A 15,550-nucleotide genomic window follows, 5' to 3' on the forward strand; every position below is an offset into this window, starting at 1 on the left:
CCCGGGGCCGTGGCGGCCGCCGCCACCGCCACAGGCGCACCGTATTTCACAGTCGCCTTTTCCGGCAGCGCGCTCGCGCCTGCGGGCGCCGTGCCCACATAAGCATAGGTCACTTCATAGCTGTTGCGGTCGTATTTGATCTCAACCACCGTGCTGCCGTCCGCGGCGATGGCCTGCTGAACGACCGCCTGCGCCGTAAAGCCTTCATAGCTCTTCGCCGCAGCGTTCGTGTCCGCCCCGGTCGTGCCGTGCAGGGTCTGCCGGGCCGCCGCATCTTCAGTATAACCGTCACCTGTCACATCCTGCAGCATGTGCTTGACGGTATACGCCGTGTCCGTAGCGGCGCGGTAAACGACCTCCACGGTCACACCGTTCTCCGCCATTGTGCCTGCTACCGCTGCAACGCTGGCCGTATAGCCTGGAATCAACGGGCTGGCAACGCTGTAAGGCGCGCCGAACGCGATATCCCTGGATACAGGCTCCGCCGCCTTCTGGCCCCGCAGTGCTGCGTCGGGCACGTCATCGGCATATTTGTAGGTGATATTCAGCGGATAGCTGTTCACCGTGTAGTAGAAAACGATTTTGTTGGCTGCATTGTCCGCACCGACCGTGATGGACATGGTGCTGTCTCCCGCCACAGTATAACCCGTGACTGCGGGCGCCGTTTCCGTCACCGTCTCGTCAAACTTCGCGGACACGTTTTCTTTCGCCGTCGTGCCGGGTACAGGCGTCTCTGTGCCTTCCAGATAATAGTAAACGCTGTACGTCTGGTCGTTGGCCGCGTAATACACGTTGATCACCGTAGAGCCGTCTTTCGCAACATACGCGGAAAGCGCAGCCCCGGATGTAACGCAGGTGTACCCGGCTTTGTTTATGACGTCCGCCGTCACCAGGCTTCCGGCCTTGGCCGTGCCCGTAACAGTTTCCGTCAGCGAAGCATTGCTGCCGTAATAGTGGTTGACCGTATACGCCGAATCCGCGATTTTCTTATAATAGAACGTAATCTCGCTGTTTTCGCGGGTGGCCGTCTGAACATAGCTGGTACCCTCGGCCAACTCATAACCGCTGACCGTCGCGGAATATACCAGCAGGCTGTTGACCGTCAGGTCGCTGCGGATAACATCCTCGGCAACCTTTTCCGTGGTGCCCTCAATATAATGATGCACCGTGGCCGTCCAGTTCTGCAGCTTGTCATAGACGAACACTACTTCCTGCCCGTCATCCAGAATTTTGACGTTCTGGCTGCTCTGCTGCGCCTGATAACCGTCAATGACAGGCGCATTTACAGTGACGGACGCGCCCACTTCCACTTCGGAGCCATCGACGCGTTTGAGCTCATTGCCCTCCGTGTCCTTCGCCACGATGACATAGGTGCAGCTGTCCGTGCGCGTCCATTTCGCATGGAGCGTCAGGTTGCGGACGATCTGCTGCGTGGCCACGAACGGAACGGTGTACGCCTCGTCCGTATACCAGCCCGCGAACACGTAGCCCTCACGGGTGGGGTCTGCGGGCATCTGGTCCTCAATCGTGTCGTATTTCGCCACGCCGATGGGCGCCGGAGTCTCCGTATCCGCACCATGCGTGTTGAAGGAAACCGTATAATCCGGCTTCGCCCACTTGGCGTAGACCTGCAGGTTCCGTGCGGGCATCGTGCTGCTCCAGTCCACCGGAGTCTGGAATGCGGGGTCAAAATACCAGCCCATGAACACATAGTCGCTGTCCATGCCGACCGGACGGCCCACACTGCTGTCGGCTGGTTTTGCACTGGAAAGTGAAGTTCCAAATTTCAAAGATTTCTGTGAAACACCAGTACAATTCTGGAACACGACATTATAGCTGTTGCGGGTATAATAGAGGGTTCTTTCGTTCTTGTTCATCCGCTCATAGGTGAACCCTTCAATTTCAATGATATCTCCCTCATTGATCGTCCATCCGCTTGGAAGAACACCCTCCATATAGGTGTCATAACCATAGCCAGAGATTGTCTGCGTTTTGTAATAAATCTTTACTGTCCTAGTAGTATCACCGTAGCGGTTAAGATTCTCCGCCGGCATCGCTTTCATTCCGCCTATACTGGTCTTAAGGCTGGAAGTCTCGTACCACATATAGCGGCTGTGTGCGCTGTCATTCCACTGTGCGGATACATCTTCGCCATATTTTGCGCTGATGGTCAGGTCGCTCTGTTCTTTCCAGTCTCCACCAAACCAGCCGCTTTTTTCGTACAAATAAAACGTCACAGTAAACGTCTTGCGGCTGAAATAAACATTCTTGACCGCGCTGCCGTCTGCGGTGATTTCCACATTTCCCGCAGATTTGGCGCTGTCGAGTTCAAACCCGGCCGCTTCCAGGCCCTGAGGCATACGGCTGGCGGTCAGGGACGTGCTGTATGGGATATTGCCGCCCACAGCGCCGGTCGCTTTGTCCGCATAGAGGTAGTCGTAACCGCCCGTCAGGTTCTCGCCCCAGTATACGACCTGGTAGGACGCCTGCGTGGCGTTCGCCCACTGCGCCGTCACCGTCGTGGCGGCGGCAGGCATCGTTTCGGGAACAGAATCCCACCCGGCGAACGTATAGCCCACCTTCGTGGGGTCAGCCGGAGCCGACACCGCAGCGCCGTATTTCAGCATCTGCGGCTCAATATAGCTGCCGCCGTCGGTGTTCCACGTGAGCAGGTAGCTGTTGCGGTCGTATTTTACTTCCACGACCGTTTCGCCGCTGGACGCCACCTTCACCTGGGTGATGGGCAGAGCCGTAAAGCCCTCCACCGTTTTCGCTTGTGCGGCGGTGTCCAGGCCCGTGGTGCCCTCCAGCGTTTCACGCAGCGCTTCGTCTTCCGCATAAGCGGTGCCTTCCACGTTCTGGAACAGGTGCTTTACCGTGTAATTCCGGGCGGCGCCGCTGTAAGTAACAACGACCGTTAGGTCTTCGGTGACCGACTCGACCGCAAATACGACCTCCGCCTTGTCCGGCGTAAAGCCGTCGAGCGCCGGAGACGGAACCGTCTTATGGAACGGTTCGCCCACAACGGCCTGCTCCACATGGGAGGGGGCCGCCTGCGTGCCGTCGCTGTACCGGTACTCCACCGTCATGTTTTTGGCGGTAATGGCCTCGTAAACGGCCGTCACCGTCAAATCGCTCTGCACGTTGGTAAAATCCGTATCCCAGCGTACAAAACGCTGGCCGGATACCAGCGGCGCGTCCGGCGCCACGGCACTGCCACCCTGTTGAATGGTCTGGGTGACAAGCGTCTCGCCATTGGCCACGAACGTGACGGTGAACGTCACAGGCGCCGGGTCCCCGTCATTTGCCGGGAGCACGGCGCTGTTCGCGGCAGGCACCGCCTCCGAGCTTGCAGGCTCCGGTGTGGTTGGCTCTGTCGTTTCAGACGCAGCCGGCTCGGCCGCCGTCGTAGACGGGACCGGGTCGACAACATCCTCAGCGAGCGCGCCCGTGGGCATGCTGGTGAACATCATCGCGAACACCAGAACCACACTCATGACGCGACGCAGAGCGTTGGATGTGTTTTTCATGCGTTTTTCCTCCTTTTGGAATGCGTGTTGATCGTCCACTTGGGGCGGGAAATGTATCTTACATACTCAGTATAACGGTCGCCGGTCACAACTTGGTCACAAAACGATTTTTTGCTGACTTTTTTTGAAAATATTTTAAGCAGCAGCCCTTCACCGCGTAAAACCATGGCTTTTTCACCCCTTCGGCTGCAGGGGAAGCTCCCCCATGGGGTAAACGTCATACCGCAGCAGCAGCCCCGCATCGGGCGCAACGCGCGACATAAACCGCGTGTGGATGCGCCCGGCGATGACGGCCGCGTTCTCGCTGGACGCGCCCAGCACCATCAGCAGATATTGGCAGCCGCTGTACGGCGCGAACAGGTCGCCGCTGCGCAGGCTGGCCTGCAGGTCGTCGCTGAGGCGGCTCATATACTCCTCGCGCGCGGCCAGCGGCACAAACTGCCCCTGTGCGTCCGTAAGGGTCATCAGGATAATATATGCGCTCTGCCCGCTGCGCTTGAGGCCGCGCTCCACAAAACGGTAGATCTGTTTGAAGGTCTCGTAATCCTGACAGAACGCGCCTTTGGGCGGGTCTTTTTCCCGCAGCTCACGCCGGATGAGCGCCATGTCTGTGCAGATGCTGCGTTCTCCTCCGGCATCCGCACTGTCTGCACGGCGGGCGCGGCGGGCTTTTTTGCGGGCCAGGAGCATCTGGTCGGCACGGTCAAACAGGGAAATATAATCGTCCCCCGCCTGCTTTTCCGCAAGGCCCAGCGTAAAGGAAAGGTTCCACCGCATGCCGTAACGCCGGCCCGCCTTTCGCAGGCGCTCGGCCAATTGCGCCGCACGGCCGTCCACCGCCTCCTGAGAGCATCCGCCCAGAATGTAGATGATGAACTCATCGCCGCCCACGCGGCCGATGATATCCCGCGGAAAAAAGATATCCCGCAGCGTGCGCGCCGCCTCGCACAAAAGAGCGTCGCCGATGAGATGGCCGTAGCGGTCGTTCACTTGTTTGAAATGGTCGATATCCAAAACCAAAAGCATCCCGCCGCCGTTTTTCAGCAGCGCTTCATCCACATGCGCTTCCGCAGCACGGCGGTTGTACAGGCCGGTGAGCCAGTCGTGCTCCGCCAGCACGCGCAGACGGGTGTTTTCATCCTTCAGCATGTCAAGCTCCTGGTCCACCAGCATCCCCCCATTTCACATGCGCCCTGCGGCCGCCGGGCATTTCTCCGGGAATGTTCCCGGATTTTCCGCGTGTCCCGGACGGTCGGAGGCGCACCTTCCCCTCTTATTCTTTTATTATAGATTCATAAATTTTGACCGTCAAGAGTATTTCATAAAACAGTCTATTTTTTACGTGATTTTATCTTTTAAAAGACTTTTCCTGTGTTATCCTATGATTTTACTGTGTTTAAAACCACCTCATTTCCAGCGGCACTTGTATTGGAGGGCGCAAAAGGATTACAATAAAGAAAAACGCCCGGTGTGCTGCGACACGCGGGCCGGGAGGGAATTGAAATGACTTTGACGGAGACCGTGCGCGCCCAAACGCGACAGGCCGTGGCGGAGCTTCTGGCGGCAGCCCGGATGCGCGCGGGAGATATTTTTATCATCGGCTGTTCGTCCAGCGAGGTCGTGGGCCAGCGCATTGGGCGCGGCTCCAGCATGGAGGCCGCGCAAGCTGTGTGGGAAGGCGCCGCGCCCCTGCTTGCGGAAAGCGGATTGTATCTGGCCGCGCAGTGCTGTGAGCACCTGAACCGCGCCATCGTTGTGGAACGGGCGGCGCTTCCGCCGTGGGCGGAAACGGTAAACGCCGTGCCTCAGCCCCACGCGGGCGGTTCCTTTGCCACCGCCGCATATGCGCACATGGCGGACCCCGTACTGGTGGAGAACATCCGCGCGGGCGCGGGCATTGACATCGGCGGCACACTCATCGGCATGCATCTGCGGCCTGTGGCCGTCCCCGTGCGGCTCAGTCTGGCCCGCATCGGCGAGGCCGGCATTCTTTGCGCGCGCACGCGGCCGAAATACATCGGCGGCAGCCGCGCCGTATATCAAACAGACGAATTGGAGGTGCCGCGTTAAATGACGGCAGAAGAGATCAGGCGGATGGAGGAACGCGTCGCACAGGTGCGCGCGGAAATGGAGCGGGCGTGCCGCGCAGCCGGGCGCGCCCCCGGGGAGGTTCTTCTGTGCGCCGCCAGCAAAACGCAGAATTCCGAGACCGTGCGCACGGCGGCTGCGCTGGATATCGACCTGTTTGGAGAAAACCGCGTGCAGGAGCTTTGTGAAAAATACGCCGCCGGCGCATACGGCGGCAAGCCGCTGCATTTTATCGGCCATCTGCAGACCAACAAGGTGCGCCAGGTGGTGGGGCGTGCGTGCATGATAGAATCCGTCGGCTCGCACAGGCTGCTGGAATGTGTGGCTGCCGAAGCTCAGAAGCAGGGCATCCGGCAGGATATCCTGGTCGAGATCAACATTGGGGCCGAGGCAAGCAAAAGCGGCATCGCGCCCGAAGAGCTGCCCGGGCTTCTGGAATGCGCCCATGCTTTGCCCTCCCTGCGGGTGCGCGGCCTGATGTCCATCCCGCCTGCTGCGGATGCGCCGGGCGCGAGCCGCCCCTACTTTGCACAGATGCGCGGCCTGTTCGAGCGGGCGCAGGCCGCGCAGGGCGGCAACGTGAGCATGGAGTACCTTTCCATGGGCATGAGCGCCGATTTTGCAGACGCTATTTTGGAAGGGGCAAATCTGGTCCGCGTCGGGACCGCACTGTTCGGCGCGCGGAGCTATCCTGCACAGTAGCTTTATATAATATGTATTATAAAGGGAAAACGGCACCGGGATATTCAAATCCCGGCGCCGTTTTCCAAATTCCCAGAAACAGATCCTCCCTCTGCGTCAGCGCCCCGGCGGGCGGCGGCGCGGCGGACGCGGACGGGCAACGTCATGTTCGGCCCGCTCCCCCACATACACACAGGCATATACTGCCAGCGTGATGGGCACTGCTACCACGAACACCGCTTTGAAGATCGTATCCCAGATAGTCATCCCGCACTCCCCCTCCGTCCCGCTCATGCTCCTGCGGCCGGATACGCTGCCTGAGCCCTTTATAACTTATATGGACATCTTTGCCGCGGATATTCATTGAAAAAGGCGTACGAGGTGGAAAGTTCTTCCTTGTGCAGAACGGCGGCTGCCAGACAGGATTTTGTCACACCGCTCCTCTTTACATCCGCCGCAGGGCAAAGTATGATAGATGCGGAGACCGCATTCGTGCGTTAAGAAAGGAGCCGGCAATGAAACACGAGCCGTCGTCTGATTTGCTGCAGTTTCTGCGCAGCAAAAACATCCTGCCAAACGGTTACTTTTCCCTTGAGGAGCCGGACGGAACGTATACCTTTTACAGCGTATCCCGTTCCGGCGTGCTGTACACACTGGATCTGGAGCCGGCGGCTTTAAGTGCGGATGACGTTTGGGAAAAGCTGGACCGTATTCAAAAAATCTCCCGGGAGGTTTTCGAACAGGCACAGGAGTCGCTTTGGGACGCACGGAGGCTGGCGCGCGGCCTGCCCACCAGCCGGGAGCTGAAGCCGGTTGCGGAACAGTTTTACAAGGACTACACACAGCATTATGCGGAAGGCCGCTGGAAAACCGCCGCCCGGTATGACGAGGAAACGATCCGGCACATTCTGAATATCGTCTGTTCGAATCTGCAAGGGGGCGGCAAAAATCAGCAGGCCGCTTGGGACAGAATGTTCCGGGACCTTGTCCAGGCAAAGGTGTTTCGAACCCAACGCGATATTTAAAAAATAAAAAGCGCAAAAGTATTGACAACGGCGTTATTATTGGATATACTAGATAAGCACCTTAAAGAGGCGCAGACAATTTATATCGCGGGGTGGAGCAGTCCGGTAGCTCGTCGGGCTCATAACCCGAAGGTCGTCAGTTCAAATCTGGCCCCCGCAACCATCTATGATTACGCCGTCAGCTTCGTTGCTGGCGGCGTAGTTCGTTTTTACTTCCTTCATAAACGGCACATCAGCATTCCCTTTGGCCCAATCAGCCGTGGAACGGATGCCAATGAGGTCTTCGTATACGTCCACACTAAAAATATATTTGCACAGCGGCTCCTTGGTGCAGTCCGGGTTTTCCTGTAAGGCACGAATGTCCTCAGACAGTTCCCCTGTCCGCTGCGCCCGTGTCACTTCTGCCTGCGGTCCCTTAAGCCATGGGCGCAGCCCGTGGCCGATTTATGGTCTGCCGTATTGGTTTCCGCCCTTTATCTTGCAACGGTCCAAAGAATGTCAAGAGAGGAACGGTATCATGAAAGGCGCCCGAGCCGCTGGCGCTGGAGCTCATCCTTCACGCCACCGCGGACAGGGAGCTTGCCTGAAAAGACAGGAGCTGAGCTGACCGCAAGGCATCGAACATACCACACACCGTATCCAGGGAGGCTATATGCTGAAAATATTTTTGTGTGAACCCATCCATCCCCGCGCGCTGGCGCTGCTTAAAACCAGGGCTGAGGTTTTTTCGGACCCCGCCTGTCTGGGCCGGGCCGACGCAGCCATCAGCCGAAACCTGCGCATGGACGCAGCTTTTCTGGAGCAGTGCCCGGCTTTGAAGGTCATCGGCATACACGGCACGGGCACGGACAGAGTGGACCTGGCTGCGGCAGCGCAGCGCGGTGTGCGCGTGGTATATGCCCCGGGCGAAAACGCGCAGTCTGTGGCGGAGCTTATCGTAGGACTGACCCTCGCTCTGGCGCGGCGGGTATATCTGGCGGACCGCATGCTGCAAACCGGCGAAGCCCTCGCCATAGCAGATGCACGGCTGACAGGCATGGAGCTGCACGGCAAAACGCTGGGCCTTGTGGGCGTGGGCAGCATCGCCCGACGTGCCGCAGAGATGTTCCGCCGTGCGTTCGGCATGAGCATTGTAGGGTATTCGCCTTCTCTGACAGAGGAACGCGCGGCATGCCTGGGTATAGCCCGCTGCACTTGTGTACGCGAGGTATTTGCCCGGGCGGACGTTGTGAGCATCGGCGTACCCCTCACGCCTCAGACGCGCGGGCTTGTAGGTACGGCGGAGCTTGCCGCGGCAAAGCCCGGCGCGCTGCTCGTCAATACGGCGCGGGGCGGCGTGGTGGACGAGGATGCATTGTACCGCGCTCTGACGCAGGGTCCTCTGGGAGCTGCCGCCTGCGATGTGCTCGCCCACGAGCCGCCCGCACCCGGCCTGCCGCTGCTGCGTTTGCCCAACTTTCTGGCGACGCCGCATCTCGGTGCAGCCACGGACGAAGCGCTGCTGCGTGTTGGCATGTGCGTTGTGGAGCAGATCTTCACCGTGCTGGACGGCAAAACGCCCGCTCATGAATGCGTCGGCACAACAGACCGGACGGATGTAGAATCAGAACACAAATGAAAAAACGGATTTGATGATAACGCGGGATTTATTGAGAAATAAGAGCGGAGGGAAGAATTTGAATCTGATCCGAATCGGCATAGAAGATGCTCGCAAATTGTGGCAAATGCAGACAGAAGCATTTCAGGATTTATATAAAAAGTACCAGGACACGGAAAACAGCCCTGCGGCTGAAAATATTGATAAAACCATTATGAGGTTGCAGCAGCCCTTCACCTATTACTATTTTATTCAGGAATTCGATGAAAACGTCGGCGCAGTACGGGTCGTTGACAAAGGAGAAAAAGACACAGCTAAAAGAATATCTCCTATTTTTGTGCTTCCTCAATATCAACGGCTCGGCATTGCACAAAAAGCCATCCGTATGGTTGAAGCCCTGCATGGCAGTTCAAATTGGGAATTAAGTACGATTTTACAAGAAAAGGTGAATTGCCGTCTTTACGAAAAAATGGGTTACCGTCAGACGGGAAAAACAGAAGTTATTACCGATAAAATGACGCTGGTATTTTACAAAAAGGACTGAGCTGCAAAAGACAGCTGAAAGCCCAAGCCTTAAGGGGATGGTCCTAAAACGGAAATCGCCGTCGTGCGGAGCGCCACGTTTTCGGCGCCGCCCTTCGCAGGGAGGCCGCAGCGCGCCCGACACGCGCTGGCACGCTGCCTGCGCCCTCCCCGTTGCGGCCTCTGCTTTCCCGTCTTTTTCCAACAATACGAATCGGGGCGCCCTCCGCAAGGAAGGCGCCCCGATTCATACTTTTTGTGTCGTCTTGATAAATACGGCAGCGTCAATGACCACGCCCGGCGCCGCCGCCGCGAAAGCCGCCGCCGCCACCGCCGCGGGAACCGCCGAAACCGCCACCGCCGCCGCGGAAGCTTCCTCCGCCGCCAAAGCTGCCGCCTCCAAATCCGCCGCCGCTGCGCGGAGGCCGGGGCGGGCGCGGGCCGGGACGCGGCCCCGGCGGGGGCGGCGGGCCCCTATGGTGGTGATGATGGCCGCCCATCATACTGCCCAGGAAAAAGCCCGTGCCGAACGAAGGGCCGCTGTAATAAGTGCTGTAACGGCCGCCGCGCCGGCGGCGCGGCCCGCTGAACGCGCCGATGAGCGCCAGCACGATCACGAGGAACACGATCATCCCAAAAATGCTGAAGCCGCCGTCGTCCCGGTAACCGTCGTCATAGCCATATCCGTATCCATAGTCGTAGTCCGGCTGCGGCACGGGAGACGGATTCGCCGCGCCGCCTGTGCTGCCGTCGTAGCCGTAGATGCTGCTCACAGCGTCATACAGGGACGCAAATGTTTTTTTCACACCGGCGTCATAGTTTTTATCCGCGAAATCCGGCTCCAGGTCCTCCTGTAAAATGCGGCTGAGCGTACTGGTTGGCAGCAGCGTTTCCAGCCCGCTGCCCTGTATGCACTGGTAATCGTCGTCCCCGACGGAAAGCAGCAGCAAAACGCCGTTGTTTTTTTCGGCACTGCCAATGCCCCAGGCGTTGGCCATGTCATAGGCGTACTGCTCCATCGAAACACCGCCTGTGTCCTGCACCACCGTCACGACGATCTGCGCGCCCGTAGCATTATACAAACCGTCATTTTTGCTCACAATATCACTCTTAGTATCACCCGAAAGCACACCAACGTAATCGTTGACGTAAAAATCAGATGTTGGGTCCGGAACCGACGCGGCAAATGCCGTGGCCGAAACCAGCAGCGACAGCACGGCCAGCAGCGCCGTGCCGCGCAGAAATCGTTGGATTTTCTTCATGGATGCTCCTTTTCAATGTAGGGCCGCACTCAGGCGGAAAATTCTTCCGCCTGTGCGCCTGTCAGGCCGGCGATGAGCGACGCCGGGAAGCCGGACAGCTTTTTTTGCGCAGCGCGGGCCTGCTCATTGTATGCGTCCGCCGAATTGTCGATGATATTGCCACGGCTCAAAAATTCCGACCACTGTGTTTGCAGCACGCTGCCCTTATCGTCGCCGGAGACCTTTCGCGTCTCCTCATACAGCATGCCGACAGACGCGGTGAGGGCCGCGTTTGCGGCGTATTCCTGTGCCGGCCCCTCCGCGGCCTCCAGCGCCTCCACGGCCCGTTTTGCCGTCTTCACGGACGCGGCATCCGCGCCCAGCGCCGCTTCACCCTCGGCGATGATATTCTGCGCGGCGGCGGCGCGCAGCGCCAGGTCCCCCGCGATATTCTGCGCGTATGCCTCATTCACGCTGCGGGCCGCGCTGCTCAGCTTGGCCCCGCCGATGCCGAAAGTACCGCCCAAAATGGCAGCCGCCAGCACCACGCAGGCCAGCGCACGGTTTTCTTTCCAGTTTTTCACGCTATCCTCCCGCATTTTCTCTTATTCCCGTCACAAGTACAAACTCAGCGGGCGATCTCCAGCAGCTTCGCTTTCAGCTCGCCCTCGATGCGGCCCAGCTCCGTTTCGGCCGCAGCGCGCTTCTCTCTGCCTTCGTTCTGGATCTTCACGACCTCGTCCAGCGTTTCGATCAGGCTGCGGTTCGTCTGCTGCAGCGTCTCGATGTCCACGATGCCGCGCTCAGATTCCTTTGCCGCAGCGATGGTACCCTGCTTGAGCGTGGCCGCGTTTTTCTTCAGCAGCTCGTTGGTCATGTCTGTAACGGCACGCTGCGCCTCAATGGCCTGCTGGGAATGGGCCAGACCCAGCGCAAGCACCATCTGGCTCTTCCACAGGGGAATGGTGTTGACGATAGAGGTCTGGATTTTTTCCGCCATCATCGTGTCGTTGGACTGGATCAGGCGGATCTGCGGGGACATCTGCACCGAGATGTTGCGCGTCAGCTCCAGATCGTACAGCTTCTTTTCAAAGCGCGTGCACATATCGTCCAGGTCCTTGGCTGCCTGAGCGTCCTCGGGCAGGCCTGATTTTTTCGCTTTTTCGATCAGGGCGGGCAATTCGTTTGCGCGCACCTCCGCCAGCTTTTTCTTACCGGCCAGAATGTACATCGTCAGCTCCTTGAAATACACAAGGTTCATCTCGTACATTTTGTCCAGCATGGCGATATCCTTCAGAAGCTGTACCTGATGGCCCTCCAGCACAGCCTCGATCTTATCCACGTTGGTCTCCACCTTGGCATACTTCGCCTTAAAGGTATCCAGCGAATTGGTGGCCTTGCGGAAAAAGCCCATGATGCCCTTGGGCGCTTCCTCGGTGGCGTCGAAGCTCTTAAGCTCCGTCACCAGGCCCGTGACCATCTCGCCGACCTCGCCCAGGTCCTTGGTGCGGATATTTTCCAACGTGCTGCTGGAAAAATCGGCCACTTTTTTCTGGCTGGCCGCGCCGTACTGCAGCACCACCGTGGAATTGCGCAGGTCGATTTTTTCCGCGAATTCGTCCACTGCCTTTTTCTCTTCGGGCGAAAGGCCCGCGTCCATGGGCTCCGGCTCCACTGCAGGTTTCTTTTCCTCCTGCGCAGGGGGGGCGGGCTCCGGGTCCAGCGTCAGTGTGGGAACGGCGGGAACAGAGAGGTCTGGCTCCAGGGTAAGCGCGGGTGCGGTTTGTTTTTCTTCCATGATCGTTTTGTTCCTTTCTGAATGAGGTATCGGGACCGCCCGGGTCATGACAATTTCAAATTATTTTTGCCGGAAAGGCCGTCGCCGGAGAGCATTCCGTCCAGCACGGCGATGTCGGAGGAAACATCCAGTACCTCGCCCGCGAACAGCGCGTCCAGCTGCGCTTCAAAAGCGGCGGCAATGGTTCCGGCGTTCTTCTCCACGTCGGACATCAGGCTTTTAGCGTTTTCGCCGCCCGCGCCGCTGGCCGAAAGGTCGGCATAGGTGGTCAATATCTTAACGGCCGTGGGCAGATAATAGGTGACGAACTTGCGGATATCCCGGCCTTTTTCCGGATGCTCGCGCACCTGCTGCAAAATGGCCGCGCCCGCTTTCTCCATGCGGCTGATCTGCGCCGAGAGCGCCGCGGCCGGAATGCGGGCGTTCAGCACCTCCAGCTTCTCCAGATCGTCCCGCGCCTTTTCCAGCGCGGCGTCCAGCGCCTCCTCGCCCGTTGCGAAGGGGTCCTCCGGCGCGGGCACCATCACCACACGGGGCGGGATTTTTTTGTCCGACAGAAAATATGCGCCCGCCGCAACGGCACACGCGCCCAAAAAGCCCGGCAGGCTGTATACGGGCAGCACAGCCGCGCACACCAGAAATGCGCCCGCCGCAATGTACAGCGGCAGCGCGGAGCGTATTTTCTTTTCCACCATTTTTCCTGCCATCGAGCGGCCTCCCTGCCACAGCGCTTTATGCGCATGAATGTTACTATTTATATTACATTCAAACGGCTTAAAATGCAAGAAAAACCGGGCATGCGGCCCGGTTTTTACACTTTGTTTATAATCTGCCCGCGCGGGGTCAGAAATCCTCAAAATCATGGGGCAGCCGGTCGAGATATACCGCAGAAAAAATGACCGATGCGCCCACGAACAGGAAAAACAGCCCCACCATCACCGTCCAGGCCGCCATGCTGCCCAGCGGGCTGGCCAGCATAAATATCCCCACCGCGAATTTTACGGCAGCGTCACCCGCACAGCAACCCCATGGCTGGCCGGACGCACGCCGCCGCAGCGCGTCCCTCAGGCGCAGCGCGCCGAAGGCCACTGCCCACACGCCCAGCACCACGGCGATGAACATCAGCGAAAGCGTGCGGTTGAGCAGGAATACCAGCCCCACCGCGACATTCACAAAGCCCTGCAGTTTGCGCATGCCGGGTATGTACTCTGGCAAAAAGCTCTTTGCCAGAAAACCTGAAGCCACCTCGCACAGGCCCAGCCCCAGGATTGCAGCGCCGATGCAAAGAGGCAGTATCTTCGCCACCCGGCCCGGCCAGACCAGCGCCGTCAGCCCCAGCACGCACAGCAGCGCGCCGCCCGCCAGCGGCAGCCATTTCATATGCTTGAAATCCTCGATCAATGACATCCTCCCCCTTTTACGCGGTCAGCTTCCCGGCTGTGCGCCGGCGGCCACCGCCCCCTCTTCCTGTGTTTCCTCTTCGATCTCGGCCGTCACGCCCTCCACGTTGAACGCGCCCGACATGCGCCGTGCGCCGGACTCCGTATAGCTGAACACCACACGGTACCGCGCACCCGCGGCCAGCCCTGTGAACGTATAGCTCTGCACCGTACCGTCGCAGGTGAAATACACGGTTTCCAGATATTCCGCTCTGCCGTCCGCCAGTTTCCACAACGCGAATTTCGCATCCTTGCGGGAGGTCTGGGCGTCCAACTCTGCCCTTACGCGGACTGTGATTTCGCCTGCCGTGCAAAGATCCCGCGTGCGGCAGGAATTTACCGTCGTGAACGCGCCGGAGAGCACGCCCGCGTCCAGCAGCGTATTGATCGTGCTGTCCGTCTGCGGCGCCGCCAGCGTGGCGGGCAGTGCGATATCGCCGCCCGCGGCCGCGCGCACGGCATCGGCGCGCGGAGCCGCCCGGGTTCCATCTTGGGTTTCACTTTGCGAAAAACGGCCTTCGCCGCTCTCATGAAGCGCTCCGTCGCAGCCTGCCAAAGCCACGCACAGCAGCATAGCAGCGAACAATGGCGCATATTTTATCTTCTGGGGCTTCATCTGCATCCCTCCGGTTTTGACTTTTGGCGCGGGAGGCGTTACAATAAAGAAAGCTGTATTCTTTCCTTCATGCCGCCTCTGCGTCTGGAATACAGTTAGTATGCGGTGAAGCCACAAAAAATAAACATCGAAACAATAAGGAGTTGTACTATGGACCCCCTTGAACCTGTCCGGTTTGTAAAGCACGGATGCGTTTGCTTTGAATCCGACGACGCCGTAGTGTATGTAGACCCATATAAGGTGCCTGACGACGCCCACGACGCGGACCTGATCGTGATCACCCACAGCCACGGCGACCACTATTCGCCGGAGGACATCGAGCGGGTGCGCAAAGAGGACACCTGCTTTGCCACCACGGCGGAGGTGGCGCGCCTGCTGGAGCGTGATTTCGGCATCGACGACGATTATATCAGCGAACTGAGCTTTGAAGCGCCCCGCATCGGCTTTGAATGCGGCGCGGTGCTGGAACCGGTGGCCGCAGAAAACAAAAACCACCCCGTCAGCTTCGGCTTCGGCCTCGTGTTGGAGTTCGCAGGGTTCACCTATTACCTCTCCGGCGACACCGACGTCCTGGTGGACAATGTCCAATGCGACGTGCTGTTTGTGGTGTGCGACGGCATCTGGAACATGCCGGACTATGAAAAATCAGTGCCCGCACAAGTGGCGGCCATGGACGTGCTGCCCGGGCTTGTGGTGCCGTACCACTACGGCGTGGACGCACCCTCCACAAAGGAAAACGGGGCGCGGTTGTGCGCCGCGCTCACAGCCGCAGGCATTCCTTGCCGGGAATGGAAAAAGGGGCTGTTCTGACACTCTGGCGGAATGCCGCGTTTCATCCGTCCTGCCGCGTCCTCTGTAAAGAGGGCGCTTTAGCTTGGCGCAAAAGCTGCCTACGAACAGGGCCTGTGGCCCCGTTCGCCGCGCACGGCGCGGGGTTATTTTAAATGAAAAAGGAGTTCTCCACCCCTTTTTCAAGCTTTTTCCCCGGACATTTCTTTTACCTCTTTGCCTTC

16 protein-coding genes and 1 tRNA gene are annotated in these 15,550 nt (G+C 59.0%); 7 read left to right on the forward strand and 10 right to left on the reverse strand.

All coding sequences use genetic code 11. From position 1 onward, the window contains the following. Both TQ39_RS15910 and TQ39_RS15915 read right to left on the reverse strand, forming a co-directional pair. The coding region (locus TQ39_RS15910) for an InlB B-repeat-containing protein (RefSeq protein WP_156146366.1) at nt 1-3,530 on the reverse strand (3,530 nt) is incomplete at its 3' end. A 174-nt stretch (nt 3,531-3,704) separates the two neighbouring features. After that, a complete protein-coding gene (locus TQ39_RS15915; RefSeq protein WP_069955764.1) occupies nt 3,705-4,697 on the reverse strand; it encodes a GGDEF domain-containing protein in 993 nt (330 codons plus the stop codon). A gap of 336 nt (nt 4,698-5,033) precedes the next feature. On the opposite strand from TQ39_RS15915, the gene TQ39_RS15920 reads away from it, so the two are divergent. After that, nucleotides 5,034-5,600: a TIGR01440 family protein gene (locus TQ39_RS15920; protein ID WP_009321724.1), complete on the forward strand. Its 567-nt coding sequence runs from the start codon at nt 5,034-5,036 to the stop codon at nt 5,598-5,600. Then, nucleotides 5,601-6,320 carry a YggS family pyridoxal phosphate-dependent enzyme gene (locus TQ39_RS15925; RefSeq protein ID WP_050006270.1) on the forward strand — a complete coding sequence of 240 codons (720 nt, stop codon included), beginning with the start codon at nt 5,601-5,603 and terminating at the stop codon, nt 6,318-6,320. A gap of 96 nt (nt 6,321-6,416) precedes the next feature. Here the strand turns inward: TQ39_RS15925 and TQ39_RS20995 are convergent, their stop codons facing one another. Next, entirely contained in the window at nt 6,417-6,566 is a 150-nt protein-coding gene (locus tag TQ39_RS20995; protein ID WP_009321722.1) for a hypothetical protein, read from the reverse strand. 248 nt (nt 6,567-6,814) lie between these two features. On the opposite strand from TQ39_RS20995, the gene TQ39_RS15930 reads away from it, so the two are divergent. Beyond that, nucleotides 6,815-7,324 carry a hypothetical protein gene (locus TQ39_RS15930; protein ID WP_009321721.1) on the forward strand — a complete coding sequence of 170 codons (510 nt, stop codon included), beginning with the start codon at nt 6,815-6,817 and terminating at the stop codon, nt 7,322-7,324. An 86-nt stretch (nt 7,325-7,410) separates the two neighbouring features. Beyond that, nucleotides 7,411-7,487: transfer RNA gene (locus TQ39_RS15935), tRNA-Met, on the forward strand. Here the strand turns inward: TQ39_RS15935 and TQ39_RS20490 are convergent. Beyond that, nucleotides 7,466-7,723, reverse strand: a complete 258-nt coding sequence (locus TQ39_RS20490) for a hypothetical protein (RefSeq protein WP_082052307.1) — start codon at nt 7,721-7,723, stop codon at nt 7,466-7,468. The genes TQ39_RS15935 and TQ39_RS20490 overlap by 22 nt on opposite strands. Nucleotides 7,724-7,976: 253 nt before the next feature. Between TQ39_RS20490 and TQ39_RS15940 the strand changes: the two genes are divergently transcribed. Next, on the forward strand, nt 7,977-8,942 hold the full coding sequence (locus tag TQ39_RS15940; protein ID WP_050006271.1) for a hydroxyacid dehydrogenase: 966 nt from the start codon (nt 7,977-7,979) through the stop codon (nt 8,940-8,942). A 58-nt stretch (nt 8,943-9,000) separates the two neighbouring features. Continuing rightward, nucleotides 9,001-9,465: a GNAT family N-acetyltransferase gene (locus TQ39_RS15945; protein WP_242853523.1), complete on the forward strand. Its 465-nt coding sequence runs from the start codon at nt 9,001-9,003 to the stop codon at nt 9,463-9,465. Nucleotides 9,466-9,727: 262 nt separating this feature from the next. On the opposite strand, the gene TQ39_RS15950 is transcribed toward TQ39_RS15945, so the two are convergent. From TQ39_RS15950 to TQ39_RS15975, 6 genes are all read right to left on the reverse strand, one after another. After that, the gene (locus tag TQ39_RS15950; RefSeq protein WP_050006272.1) at nt 9,728-10,705 is read right to left on the reverse strand and encodes a TPM domain-containing protein; all 978 of its coding nucleotides are present in this window, start codon (nt 10,703-10,705) and stop codon (nt 9,728-9,730) included. 29 nt (nt 10,706-10,734) lie between these two features. After that, nucleotides 10,735-11,268, reverse strand: coding sequence for a hypothetical protein (locus TQ39_RS15955; protein ID WP_009321715.1), 534 nt, complete (start codon nt 11,266-11,268; stop codon nt 10,735-10,737). A gap of 44 nt (nt 11,269-11,312) precedes the next feature. Beyond that, nucleotides 11,313-12,482 (reverse strand): toxic anion resistance protein, encoded by a 1,170-nt coding sequence (locus tag TQ39_RS15960; protein WP_009321714.1) that lies wholly within the window; start codon nt 12,480-12,482, stop codon nt 11,313-11,315. Nucleotides 12,483-12,526: 44 nt separating this feature from the next. After that, nucleotides 12,527-13,189, reverse strand: a complete 663-nt coding sequence (locus tag TQ39_RS15965) for a 5-bromo-4-chloroindolyl phosphate hydrolysis family protein (RefSeq protein ID WP_050006273.1) — start codon at nt 13,187-13,189, stop codon at nt 12,527-12,529. 136 nt (nt 13,190-13,325) lie between these two features. Next, complete coding sequence (locus TQ39_RS15970) at nt 13,326-13,883, reverse strand: HdeD family acid-resistance protein (RefSeq protein ID WP_009321712.1); 558 nt, start codon at nt 13,881-13,883, stop codon at nt 13,326-13,328. 24 nt (nt 13,884-13,907) lie between these two features. Beyond that, on the reverse strand, nt 13,908-14,537 hold the full coding sequence (locus TQ39_RS15975) for a hypothetical protein (protein WP_009321711.1): 630 nt from the start codon (nt 14,535-14,537) through the stop codon (nt 13,908-13,910). Between the two features lie 150 nt (nt 14,538-14,687). On the opposite strand from TQ39_RS15975, the gene TQ39_RS15980 reads away from it, so the two are divergent. Then, a complete protein-coding gene (locus TQ39_RS15980; RefSeq protein WP_009321710.1) occupies nt 14,688-15,347 on the forward strand; it encodes an MBL fold metallo-hydrolase in 660 nt (219 codons plus the stop codon). Nucleotides 15,348-15,550: the final 203 nt, after the last annotated feature.

It is taken from the genome of Ruthenibacterium lactatiformans (assembly GCF_000949455.1).
Lineage (GTDB): Bacteria > Bacillota > Clostridia > Oscillospirales > Ruminococcaceae > Ruthenibacterium > Ruthenibacterium lactatiformans.